Annotated in this window: 10 protein-coding genes and 1 pseudogene; 6 read left to right on the top strand and 5 right to left on the bottom strand. The window is 31.8% G+C overall.

The features are described from left to right. Positions 1-103 precede the first annotated feature (103 nt). The gene (rodA, locus tag ACFELW_RS02985) at positions 104-1,204 is read right to left on the bottom strand and encodes a rod shape-determining protein RodA (RefSeq protein WP_341759865.1); all 1,101 of its coding nucleotides are present in this window, start codon (positions 1,202-1,204) and stop codon (positions 104-106) included. Between the two features lie 95 nt (positions 1,205-1,299). On the opposite strand from rodA, the gene cysS reads away from it, so the two are divergent. The 3 genes from cysS to tsf all read left to right on the top strand — a co-directional run bounded on the left by cysS (position 1,300) and on the right by tsf (position 5,031). After that, entirely contained in the window at positions 1,300-2,694 is a 1,395-nt protein-coding gene (cysS, locus tag ACFELW_RS02980) for a cysteine--tRNA ligase (RefSeq protein WP_375330389.1), read from the top strand. A 216-nt stretch (positions 2,695-2,910) separates the two neighbouring features. Next, a complete protein-coding gene (gene rpsB / locus ACFELW_RS02975; RefSeq protein ID WP_375330388.1) occupies positions 2,911-3,798 on the top strand; it encodes a 30S ribosomal protein S2 in 888 nt (295 codons plus the stop codon). A 300-nt stretch (positions 3,799-4,098) separates the two neighbouring features. After that, on the top strand, positions 4,099-5,031 hold the full coding sequence (gene tsf, locus ACFELW_RS02970; protein WP_341759864.1) for a translation elongation factor Ts: 933 nt from the start codon (positions 4,099-4,101) through the stop codon (positions 5,029-5,031). A gap of 1,184 nt (positions 5,032-6,215) precedes the next feature. Here tsf and ACFELW_RS02965 read toward each other — a convergent pair. The 3 genes from ACFELW_RS02965 to ACFELW_RS02955 form a co-directional block, all read right to left on the bottom strand. After that, complete coding sequence (locus tag ACFELW_RS02965; protein WP_375330387.1) at positions 6,216-6,635, bottom strand: SCO4402 family protein; 420 nt, start codon at positions 6,633-6,635, stop codon at positions 6,216-6,218. Positions 6,636-6,645: 10 nt separating this feature from the next. Next, positions 6,646-7,350, bottom strand: coding sequence for a hypothetical protein (locus tag ACFELW_RS02960; RefSeq protein ID WP_375330386.1), 705 nt, complete (start codon positions 7,348-7,350; stop codon positions 6,646-6,648). A gap of 71 nt (positions 7,351-7,421) precedes the next feature. Beyond that, a complete protein-coding gene (locus tag ACFELW_RS02955) occupies positions 7,422-7,706 on the bottom strand; it encodes a hypothetical protein (protein ID WP_375330385.1) in 285 nt (94 codons plus the stop codon). Positions 7,707-7,778: 72 nt separating this feature from the next. Here ACFELW_RS02955 and ACFELW_RS02950 point away from each other — a divergent pair. Beyond that, positions 7,779-8,542, top strand: a protein-coding gene (locus ACFELW_RS02950) for an IS5 family transposase (protein WP_375330384.1) whose coding sequence is annotated in 2 segments (ribosomal slippage) — positions 7,779-8,148 and positions 8,148-8,542 — 765 coding nt in all. Because the reading frame shifts where the segments join, the coding sequence is not laid out codon by codon here. Between the two features lie 525 nt (positions 8,543-9,067). Then, positions 9,068-10,250 (top strand): annotated as a pseudogene (locus ACFELW_RS02945) (MFS transporter). Positions 10,251-10,541: 291 nt separating this feature from the next. Here the strand turns inward: ACFELW_RS02945 and ACFELW_RS02940 are convergent. After that, the gene (locus tag ACFELW_RS02940) at positions 10,542-11,114 is read right to left on the bottom strand and encodes a histidine phosphatase family protein (protein WP_341758913.1); all 573 of its coding nucleotides are present in this window, start codon (positions 11,112-11,114) and stop codon (positions 10,542-10,544) included. A 1,201-nt stretch (positions 11,115-12,315) separates the two neighbouring features. On the opposite strand from ACFELW_RS02940, the gene ACFELW_RS02935 reads away from it, so the two are divergent. Beyond that, positions 12,316-12,696, top strand: a complete 381-nt coding sequence (locus tag ACFELW_RS02935; protein ID WP_341758911.1) for a hypothetical protein — start codon at positions 12,316-12,318, stop codon at positions 12,694-12,696.

Here is a 12,696-nt window from a genome sequence, read left to right as displayed (position 1 = left end):
AAAAACTACTATAGTCAATTTAGGAGAATTTGGGGCTAGGAGCGATGGAGCGACGCCTATAAGTAATAGGCGAGCGACGAGTGACGACGTCCCCAATTTCTCATCAATTGACTATACTATGCTGGTGTATTTGAGCATTCATTACCAATCCAAAGCCAATAAGCATTGATACCATCATTGTACCACCATAAGATATAAATGGTAAAGGTACGCCCACTACTGGTAATAATCCCATCACCATAGCTATATTTATAAATACATGACTAAATAGGATCGATGTTATGCCTATTACCATCAATTTACTAAATGTTGTTCGACAATTAGTAGCAATCATCAATGAAATTACTATAATTGCCGAATAAAGAATTAATAGAAACAAACTACCAACAAAACCAAATTCTTCAGCAAAAGTAGCAAAGATAAAATCGGTCTGATGCTCTGGTAAAAAATTTAGATGGCTTTGACTACCTTTGGTAAGCCCTTTACCCCATAACCCACCAGAGCCAATAGCGATTTTTGATTGGATAATATTATAGCCAGCTCCAAGCGGATCTTTCTCAGGATCCAAAAAAACCATGACTCTTTTTCTTTGATAATCATGCATCACTTGCCAAATAACCGGTACGCAAGTAACAACGATAATACCAATTATCATAAAATTTCTTACTCTAAAACCAACAGCAAAGAAAATAACACTAGCAATAATGATAGTAATCACTCCAGTACCTAAATCCGGCTCTTTTATTATCAGTAAAACTGGTACTATCACAGCTATTATAGGCAATAAAATCTTATGAAATCTGGTAAAATCTTCAGTTTTTAATTGATGAAAATACCTAGCTAACATTAACACTATGGCTAGTTTTGTCGGTTCAGAAGGTTGCAAGCGGACAACTCCTAAATCTATCCAACGTTTTGCTCCCATAGCAATAGAGCCAAAAAGCTCAACACTAACTAATAAGATAATAACTGCAATATAAAATATATATGAAAACTTAAATATATATTTTATGTCAATAATCGTAATAATTATCACAATTGGTATAAACAAGAAAAAAATCATCATCTGCTTATATGCCCAAGGTTGAATATTACTATCCGAAGCGGAATATAGTACAACAAAACCAATACTACAAATTATGCTAATAAGAATAATTAAAGTAATTGGTAGTTTTTTTAGTTTTTCAAAATAATTTCCTTGAATTGACATTTTAGGTAGATATCCATAAAAATTAACTATAAAACAATAATAAATATTATATAATTACGCTCCTTAAAGTTTACACAACGATAAAGAACATGAAATTATTATTACATAACACACTAACTCGCAATAAAGAGGTTTTTGTACCGCTAGATAATAATCTAGTGAAAATGTATGTTTGCGGTCCAACTGTCTACGATCACCCCCATATTGGTAATGCTAGGTCCGTAGTAGTATACGATATTTTATATCGCTCACTAAGTAAAATATTTGGTAAAAATCATATAAAATATGTCCGTAATATTACCGACATTGATGACAAAATAATAAATAGAGCCAGAGAACTCAAAATAACTATTGCTGACTTAACAGCCAAAATTACAGAAGAATTTCATTGTAATATGCAATATCTAGGTTGCAAAACACCAAATATCGAACCAAAAGCTACTATGCATATTGATGATATGGTGATGATTATTCAAAAATTACTTGACCTAAACCATGCTTATATGGCAGATAACCATGTTTATTTTGATATTTCTACCTCTCCAGATTATACAAAATTATCAAATCGTAATCTTAATGAAATGCTAGAAGGAGTACGTATTGAAAATAATCTATCAAAAAAGCACCCCCATGATTTTGTCTTATGGAAACCAGCCAATAAAGATGAAGAAATATTGGCAAATTTTGATAGTCCTTGGGGAAGAGGTAGACCAGGATGGCATATAGAATGTTCAGCGATGAGCTATAAATATCTAGGAGAAAATTTTGATATTCACGGTGGTGGAGCAGATTTAATTTTTCCTCATCATACTAATGAAATAGCACAAAGTACATGTGCTTTCCCGAACTCTTACTTTGCTAAATATTGGGTGCATAATGGATTCTTAACCTGTAATGGTGAAAAAATGAGTAAGTCGCTCAATAATTTTATTACGGTAAAAGATTTGATAGATAAGAAAATCCCAGGTGACGTGATTAGGTTATTGCTAATGAGCAGCCATTACCGCAAACCATTAGATTACAACGATAAGGCTTTAGAAGATGCTAAAAAAACAATAAATTATTGGTATAGAGCGATAGAAAATTTAGATATTAACAAGCTTGATGTTCAGAATGTTCCAGAAGAATTTTGCTCAAGCTTATTTGATGATCTGAACACCCCTCTTGCCATAAAAATAATCAACGATTATGCCAAATTGGTTTTTGCCAGTACCACAGAAGAAGATAAATACCAATATGCGTCTTACTTACTTTCTTGCAGCAATTTTATAGGTCTAATGACCAAGCCAGCTAGCGTGTGGTTCGATTATGCAATAAATGATCAACAGGGCGATCAATTAATTATGCAGCTTATTGCCCAAAGACAACAAGCAAAATTACAAAAAGATTGGCTATTAGCCGATCAAATTCGCCAAGATTTATTGCAAGATGGCATTATTCTAGAAGATAAACCAGATGGATCAACTATTTGGAGAAAAGTTTGATTAATGAGTCTTTTGGTCAATAAGAAAAATAAAGACTATATTCCTTGCAAATATATTCATTAAATATATAATGAACCTTGCTTAAAATATGATAAGCAAAATTCACACGTAAGAGCCTAATTGTTAGTCCAGTTTTTTTGGTATCAACTCTTGCGGAGGAGTACCTGCTACTAATTATGTAGAGGTACATAACTAACATTTCAAGGAGATTAAATAATGTCTAAATTAAAAGCTGTTAATGTCAGAGAATTACTTGATGCTGGAGTGCATTTCGGTCATAAAACTTCACGTTGGAATCCCAAAATGGCACCTTACATTTATGGTATCAGGGATGATATTCATGTAATTGACTTACAACAAACTGCTGCCCTAATGCAAATGGCTCTCAATGTAATATATGAAACTGTTAAGAAAAATGGTAAAATATTATTTGTCAGTACTAAAATCCAAGCTAGTGATATAATAGCTGAATATACAGAGAAATGTGGGCAATATTACGTTAACCACAGATGGCTTGGAGGTATGTTAACCAATTGGGGAACAATTTCTGCTTCAATAAAAACGTTGGATAATCTTGAGAAAATTCTAGAAAATGAAGAAGAATATTCTGTTTATACCAAAAAAGAAATATTGGAAATGACCCGTAAAAAGGATAAATTACTTAAATCCTTAGGTGGTATTAGACATATTGGAACAAAACCAAACTTGCTGGTGGTAATTGATACTAATAAGGAACATTTGGCAATTCAAGAAGCAGTAAAGTTGGGCATTCCAATAATTGCTATTGTTGACACTAACTCTAATCCAGACAATATAGATCACCCTATTCCTGGTAATGATGATGCAATAAGATCTATTAGACTTTATTGTAGCTTGTTTGCCGATGCTGTACTTGCTGGTATAGAAGAAGCTTTAGCTGCATCTGGTGTTGATTTAGGCAGTATAGCTACTCATGAAGAAAAAAATACCAATGTCAAAGCTATTACTAAGTTAAAGCCAACCAAGAAATTTTCTAAAACTTCTGAACTAAACAACCAAAAGGCAGCTGAATCAGAGTTTGAAACAGCTTTGGAGATTACAGAAGTTGCTACAACAACAAAATAACTAGATATGTATACTCACAAATCACAAGAGTACTTAAGGGGTGGAAAGATGTCATGTCTGTTTAAAAATCATAAGAAAAACTGCTAGTGTCATTGTGAGGAGGCGTAAGTCGACAACAATCCATAAAAATAACCAGAAGTGGATTGCTTAGTTGACCTATGATCTTCCTTGCTAATAGACATTTTGGGTTTTTAGACTGTTTTTCTACAATTTTTAACTGCCCTGCTTAAGGCGGGGATGGATGCCATCGCTTTCCCAAATTCAATTAAAACAACTTATAACCTTAATAAGGAGAATAATATGATAAATGCTGGACTTGTAAAACAATTAAGAGAAAGAACTGGTGCAGGAATGATGGACTGCAAGAAGGCTTTGCTTGAAACAAAAGGAGACTTTGAACCAGCTATTGATTGGTTAAGAAAAAAAGGATTATCAGCTGCCGCAAAAAAATCAGATAGAGTTGCTGCTGAAGGGCTAACAGCCATACACATTAAAGATAATGTTGGAGTTATTATAGAAGTAAATTCAGAAACAGATTTTGTGGCAAGAAATGATAAATTTCAGCAATTGGTTAAAAATATTGCAACATTAGCTTTGCATCAAAGTAATTTACAAGCACTAAATTTACAGTCACTAAAATTAGCAAAAACATCAACAGGCAGATCAGTTGATGAAGAAATATTAGACAATATTGCTACAATTGGTGAAAATTTAAATCTACGTCGCGTGGATGTCTTACAGGTCTCAGAAGGTGTGGTGGCATCTTATGTACATAACACTGTGGTTGAGGGGCTAGGTAAGATTTCTGTCCTTGTTGGTTTACAGTCAACTAGCAAAGAAAAAGCTAAACTTCTAGAATTAGGGCAAAAAATCGCCACCCATATAGCAGCAAATAATCCTTATAGTCTAGATGTATCGAGTTTGGATCAGACTTTAGTTGAACGTGAAAAAGATATATTCTTTGAACAATCAAAAGCTTCTGGTAAGCCTGACAATATCATTGAAAAAATGGTTGAAGGTAGAATACGTAAGTTTCTAGCAGAAGTTGTTTTGCTTGAACAAAACTTTTTATTTGATGATAAATTAACAATTTCTCAAGTTATTGATAATGCGGCAAAAGAATTAGGAGCTTCGATTAAAATTACTCAGTTTATAAGATATGAACTAGGTGAAGGTATAAAGCAAGAAGATAAAAATTTTGCAGACGAAGTGGCAGCTGTTATACAAAAATAAACAGGAGAGACTGAGAAGTTTAAAAGTCGTATGTGGTCAACGCCTATTAGCTAGGAAGACCGTAGGTTGATTAAGCAATCCAGAAAAGTGATTAGAAATGGATTGCACGCCACCTATGGTGGCTCGCAATGATGGTTTTTCAATTATTGTTTTCTTAAACTGACGCTTATGCTTTGGTGTGGGGTCTAGATTCCGCACCAAAATGGGAATGACAATAGTGGGCGGGAATAACAATTTATAATTGATTCTCAACTAATTTTGAGGATAGTCTTCTTCATCCCATTGTTTTTTAACTTCAATATAGCAACAGATATAATCGATCTTTTGTTGCAAATCAGATTGTTGTGTAATTAGCATCTTCATAATATGTTAAGATTATCTAAGGTTGCTCTCTTTGTCTAGACAAAAATTTAGATAATTTAAGATATAATACCAAATATATATTAGACCTCTTGCATAACCTAAAGATAATTGAGGAATTTTTAGGAAAAACGAAGTCGAGTACCGCAGCGTACTAAGATGTACGTGAGGAACGGAAACGAGTTTTGACAACAAAATTACCAATTAGATTAGGTTATGCAAGAGGTCTATTATAGATTGGTTTTTTAATAGCAATATACCAGATAATATATAGTCAATTCAGGAGGATTTGGTGCTAGGAGCGATGGAGCGACGCCTATAAATAATCACACTACTGGACAAAAATGCTAAGTTGATTGCAAATCATATAATTTAAGCAACTTTATAATAACTGAATCAAGAGAATATTTAAAACAACTATAAGATTGTTTAATTAATTTTATTCCTAATTGAAGTACGTATTTTACCCTTGGGAAATTTATTATTGAATTTAATTATTTGCATACCATAAAACCATTGCTAGAACCCCTGGCATCTATTATAAAGACGGAGCTTTGTCATGCTTAATTTCGTGGGGATATATAAGCTCGCAATGACGTAACGTTGTAAAGTGACCTTCTCACTAATAGACATCTGTGAATTTGGTGTAATATTAGCCGGGTTAGCTATAACTAGTTTCCCCTGAATAAGATTTAACATAGCAACTAATTTTCTTAACTTGCTATAATATACACTACAACACCACTAGCACTAAGTAGCAGAATGAAAAAAAAATATAATAATTTAGAAGAAATTATTATTAATCATATTGAGTATAAAGCACTTTAATTATTTGCTATTTCGGAGAAATGATATTTTTTATCATTTCTATCCATCAATTCATACATCTCTTTGGCTCCAGTATACACTTTAGACCATTCTGGGTGATTTAAATAATCTGTATCTGGCTTTTTTTCACCTATTTCAAAATCTAACAAATCAGAAAACCATTTGCAAAATCTATGAATTTGTTGTGCCTCATCTTCATCATATAGTATATCGCCAATATTACTTTCTTTATATTCATCCAAATCACACATATTATATAATGTATCTAAGACATCATATAATAAACTGTCCCAATAGGGGTGAAGATAATTTTTATCTACCCATTCTTGCATTTGGTAATCATTATCAGCTAAATATTCAAATGAACCTTTAATTTCCATACGGAGTTGTGGACGAGACAAAGATTTTACTAACATATGTTATCCTTTAATTTGGTTTATGAAAACTTTTCCATTTAACCCACATATCTGCTGGAATATGGGCATCTGGATGTTTTGTAGTTTTTTTTACTTGTGTATTTATATCAAAACCATGTTCTATACTTCTTGTTCCACTGTCAAACTTACTACGTTCTATTTTATATATTGCTCCAGTTGCTTCATCTTTAATTATATAATTCTTACCAGTATAATCAATAACCTTACCATTATAACTTACTATAACATGGTCTACCTGTTGAGTTGAGTGTTTAGCAAATAAATCAGCCTTATCTATCCTGATATTATGCATACCTTCTTTATCCTGCATTTGCCATCTTAAACCTATATCTTTTCTGTTATATATTGGTAAGCCAAATTCTTCTGGTACTTTTTTAGTTAAATCTGAAAGTTGAGTCCAATTTTCATATTGTTTAAGAGACGTTGTATATTGTTCTAGTTTAAGGTCTAAAGGTTTTTTAATGCCAGTAACTGTCTCAATATGTTTTTGTAATGATAGATCACTAGCTACATTTGATGTCCCTAATTTCACTTCTCCAACTTCAACCAATCCCAAATCACCAACTAGGGCATTTTCACCAATTCCAGCAACTTCACCAACCACTGCACCCTTGCCTAAAATAGCGGCACCCTCAGTAGCTGTTAAAGCACTACCCACACCACCAACTGCCTCAATACCTGCTGCTTTTAGCACTACTTTCTTAGCAGTATCAACCGCACCCTTAACCGCAAGACCAACTCCTACTCCTAAAGCAGCTCCTCCCGTTATACCAGTAACGTTTTGGTTCCTTCATCTGGAATATTATCAATAGCTTGCCTAATCTTCCCCTTAGGATCAAGGTAGCTTACTACTGGATTAACTACGTACCCTAATATCTCTCCTGCACAGGCAAATGGTGTTGTAAGCAGTGCTTTGGTCTTTGGCAATTGATCAGTAGCCTTTTGAATATTATCCTTTATTGTTCGTAATATTAATCCGGTAACCTCACCACCTATTCTATACTCTGCTACTTGCATTTTATATGGATCATTGCTAGGGTATGTCGTCACGAGATTGTGATTGCATAATTTTATGTGATTTGTTATTATAATTGTAGTAATAAAAATAGGCGATAAGAAGCAATGAGTTTAGCACATAGAAGACATGATATAAGCGATGAGCTTTGGAATAAGATAGAAAGTAATTTACCTGGTCAGAAAGGTTGTTGGGGAGGTATTGCAAGAGACAATAGAACTTTTATAAATGCAGTGATGTGGATATTTAGAACGGGAGCTCCATGGAGAGATTTGCCTCCTGATTATGGCAATTGGAAGAATATACACAGAAGATTCTGTAGATGGCGTGATAATGGGATATGGGAGAATTTGCTAAATATTTTTATAAATGCTCCTGATTTTGAATGGTTAATGATAGATTCTACATTTGTAAAAATTCACAAAGCAGGGCTTGGAGCGAAAGGCGGGAATCAAACGGTTAGTCGCACAAAAGGGTGCTCAATACAAAGGTACATATGGCCGTGGATGCGTATGGTATGCCGGTCAGAATTATTGTTACAGAAGGTTCCAGAAATGATTGTACTCAAGCTTGTGAGTTAATCCAGAATATGGAGGCACAACATCTTATGGCTGATAAAGCTTACGATACAAACGCCATAATAGAATCGGCTGTGAATGCAAACATAATTCCTGTAATACCATCAAAAAGAAACAGGAAGATTCAAAGAGAGATAGATAAATATCTATATAAGCTAAGGCACATTATTGAAAATACATTTCAAAAATTTAAAGAATGGCGTGGTATAGCAACAAGATATGCTAAAAATACAAAATCATACATGGCGGGTCTTTGTTTAAGGGCTTTACTAATGTGGGCTCAAATCTCGTGACGACATACCCTAAGAGAATCATGTTTATTTGCAGCTAAAAAGAGCCAAATATAGAATTATTTTAGTTATTTCCAACTGTTTCCTATGAAATGGCATATTAATGGGAAGAATAATCACCGTACTCTCCTCTGATTTCTTTCAGGCAGTTTGGACAGCATTAGCTGATGTCGCCATATTATCTGGTTAAGCTATAGCTCAATCCAACCCAGACGAAGCTGAACTTTAGAATCCATTGCCTGTCATTATTTATATTCCTAATATTATATTGTTATTGTAATAATCTCTATAAATCAAAATTTTAGCAACTAGATAATACTTCCTCTTACATTATTGTTGTAATAAGGTGTATAAATCATACATTTTAACATATTATTTACTACTATTTATTATATTATAAATATTTTATATATAAAATTTAATTTATATATAAAAAGTTGTATTCTATTATTAGATTTTTTAATCAGAGGCTTATGTTAACTTGCTCTAAATTATTAGTTATTTGGTTTAATTAGTGGATTTACCTTAATGATTCCAGGTAATACTTTAAACTATTGGCTTGCTAAGGAAAATATTGATCTGCAATCTATTGGTATGTTTACTATTATCTTAATACCTTATTCTATCAATTTTTTATGGACTCCTATTTTTGATACTATAAAATTAGGTTGGTTAAGTAAACTACTTGGACATAGATTATCTTGGATTTGTCTGATTCAAATTTTGTTGGCAGCTACTGTTTTTCTTTTAAGTACCATGAATCCTCACCATAGTTTATCCCTGTTTGCATTAGTAGGTTTAATAATATCATTTTTATGCTCTTCTAAGGATACTATTTTAGGGGCTCTTAGAACAGAAATTATTACAAAAGAATCTCAAGGAGCAGCTTCTGGGATTTATATTTTTGGTTATCGTATCGGTATATTAATTTCAAGTTCTGGTGCTATCTATCTATCACGCTACCTAAAATGGAATAGTATATATAAGATTTTTGCTCTTTTTATACTTCTTCACTCTACTATTTTAGTTATGAGTATTTTACGATTAGAATCTTATTATGATTTAGATAAAAAAAAATTATTCAAATCACAAAATAAATATTTCAAATTTTATACAAAATATATTGAAACCTGTAGGGTCTTTTTCTTTAGTATTTTTAATAATAATTTTTCTGATCTTATATAGGTTACCGGATAATTTTATTCGTACTATGATTAGCCCATTTTTAATGCATATTGGTTATGATGAATTTGAAATAGCTAGTACAGGAAAATTTCTTGGTACCATATCTTCGATAATTGGTGGACTAATAGCCAGTGCAATGATGAGAAAAATAAATATCTTGAATAGTCTATTAATATTTGGAATAATTCATTCCATAGCACATACCTTATTTATTCTGCAAGAGATTTATGGCAAGAACCTACCATTATTATTTATCACTGTAGGTTTTGAAGGTATAACTGGTGGAATGACTATGACAGCCTACATTGCTTTTATTGCTTCAATCTGCCAAGGTAAATTTCGTGCTACACAACATTCGTTTTTCTCTTCTATGATGGGATTTTCGAGATCGATTTTTCCAGCTCTTTCAGGATATATTGTCATACAATTCGGATGGCAAAACTTTTTTACATTTATTGTTATTACAACGATTCCTTCTTTACTTGTATTATTTAAAATAAATTCACTATTGACTATAAAAAAGTAGGAATCTATAAATTTTTGTACTGTACTCTTATTGCCAGTTTGATAATAATTACTAGCTGTATCGGCTAGCAATCATAAACACAAATTCCAGCAATCGAGGAATATTTTTGGCTAAGATTAATTGTGACTATAAAATAAATTAAACTAACATTAAGTAAGAATATAATTTTCCTGGCTAAGAAAAAATATCATTCACATGACTACAAATCTCATAAAAAAATCTCTGCAAACCCTATTACTTAGACGTTTCAAGCACTTTTTTATCTGGAAGATAAGTCGCGGGTACCCACTCCTAAAACTGATTCAAAGAATCTTCATCTGGCAACAGTCCCATAGTAGTAACTATAGAACCCAAACTCCATTGTGATGAATTATTATAGGTAAATACCATTATTTGTCCTTTTTGAATAGATTCTAATAGATAGTTATTAATTAGTGTTTTTTGTATGGATTTAAATACTTCTAAGTGAGAGACAATGATCAAATTATCATGTTCCTCTAGTAAAATATCTAATATAGTCGTAGCTACTCTTTTATCAAAACTTGCCTCTTCCTCTGGGGCAATCAATTTATTATTGTCTCCAAAATACATTTCATTTAGATTGCTGTTATAAAAGATAGGTAAATTATTATAGTCACTAATTATTTGAGCCGTCTCTTTTGCTCTATTTAAGTTACTAGAGATAATGGTTGCTTTTTGGGCATGTATTTTTTTTAAATATTCACTTATACTAATTGCGGCATTTCTAGCTTCTTTTATTCCAGTTAAATTTAACTGATAATCTTTAAAACCTAGATGTAATAAATCTATATTCCAATCGGTGCTACCGTGACGAACAAAAATAAATTTTTTAGTTAAAGTCATTTGTATTACCTGTCAATTCATACTCATCTATGCTATTTACACTCCACTTATGCTCTGAAAAACGAAAAGATACAATTTCACCATAATTAATATTAACATCATTAAGACCCATAAATTTCATTATTACAGATTTCACACATCCATGTGAAATAATTAAAGGTATTTCTGGTACTAAAGCATATAGACTTATATCCTTATATCCTTATAATTTAATAAGAGCTTCTCTTTATTTTCACCTAAGTGAGCTTTATTATCTATGTAATCTTTTGACATCTTCGTATCTCAAATTAATTATTGTCTACCGCATAAACTTCTTTAGCTTACAAATCTCAAATGATAAATTTAAGAGATTGCTTTGTTTATAAAAGCTTATATATTATATAATATATTTTGATATGTAAAGTATTTTATATAAAAATTAGTGAAGATATTCAATTTAGTGGTAATTATGCAATAATTTGTGAGTAGCACCAAACAAAATGTTACACATGCACGATGTGAAGTCATCCCAAAACTTACGCTATATAAGGTTCTAGATAGCGTAAAGAGGGTGAACGCAGCTGGTGTTGCATATAATATACTTCATTTGAAACTAGAGTAGAGTAGAAAGAAAATAGGATTTAACACCGTATCAAAAAATTATCTAGGGTGCGTCATCAATTAAGTATTCAAATTAACATATTTTTTTGAATATTAGGGTAATAATTTAATAAAAATATGATTTTAAAAATAATGTTTTTATAGCGTTTTTATAGCAGATTTTTAAGAATTTGCCCCAATTTTCATGATAAATTGATCATATATTAGTTGAAATTAGAGGAGAGAAGCTTATGAGTACTAAAGTTTTAATAGTACAACCCGGTAACGGGGATAGTAACGTTGCAAAAGTGCAAATTTCACTCTGTATTCCTCACAATGACGCGTAATGCTAATCGGGTTAGCTATAATCTCAAACTAAAAAATCCAGTGTAACACTCAAGCGTTTAGCTTATTAATAAAGCTAAAACTTGAATGTTACATTTAGGTTATAAACTAGTAAGTACTCAAAAGTTTTACAGACAAAAAGTACTTACTAGTGAAATTAATCCAATAGCATTGCTATTAAATTACAACCATTATCGAGGTGTAACTATGATCATACACAAATTTTCTCCACTAGTCAAACTTCATTATTTTTTTTGTAGTCTTATGGTTAACTAATATGGATAATAGAATACAGTTATTAATGATCTTAGTAGTTGGCATGCTCATTATGGAAATAATATTAATCATGATTTCTATTAAGTGGCTTTACAATATTTGGGTTAACAGTGAAAATATTGCCGAGAGTAGCAAGGACTTTCCCAGCATTTTTACCAAGGATATAGAAGAAGTAAAACTACTATACCAAGAATTAAAAAAGCTTATTCATATAAATGGTAAGAAAGAAGATAAAATATTACATGGATTATTTTTTTCAGAAGAGATAAAAATACATATCGAAATGTTACTTACTGAAATCAGGGAATTTAAGAAGCAGTGTCGGATGAGTGAAAAAGCATGCAACAATGAGGATGATCAATTGATAAGTGGAGTTAAATAG

This window comes from Candidatus Tisiphia endosymbiont of Nemotelus uliginosus, from assembly GCF_964264755.1.
GTDB lineage: Bacteria > Pseudomonadota > Alphaproteobacteria > Rickettsiales > Rickettsiaceae > Tisiphia.
The sequence above is the reverse complement of the archived record's forward strand: the minus strand, read 5'-3'. Positions and strand labels throughout refer to the sequence as shown.

Excerpts from the sequence above, each read along its gene's own strand:
- tsf (WP_341759864.1), top strand. The coding sequence starts at position 4,099 with ATGATAAATGCTGGACTTGTAAAACAATTAAGAGAAAGAACTGGTGCA.
- ACFELW_RS02935 (WP_341758911.1), top strand. The coding sequence starts at position 12,316 with ATGGATAATAGAATACAGTTATTAATGATCTTAGTAGTTGGCATGCTC.
- ACFELW_RS02965 (WP_375330387.1), bottom strand. The coding sequence starts at position 6,635 with ATGTTAGTAAAATCTTTGTCTCGTCCACAACTCCGTATGGAAATTAAA.
- ACFELW_RS02940 (WP_341758913.1), bottom strand. The coding sequence starts at position 11,114 with ATGACTTTAACTAAAAAATTTATTTTTGTTCGTCACGGTAGCACCGAT.
- cysS (WP_375330389.1), top strand. The coding sequence starts at position 1,300 with ATGAAATTATTATTACATAACACACTAACTCGCAATAAAGAGGTTTTT.
- rpsB (WP_375330388.1), top strand. The coding sequence starts at position 2,911 with ATGTCTAAATTAAAAGCTGTTAATGTCAGAGAATTACTTGATGCTGGA.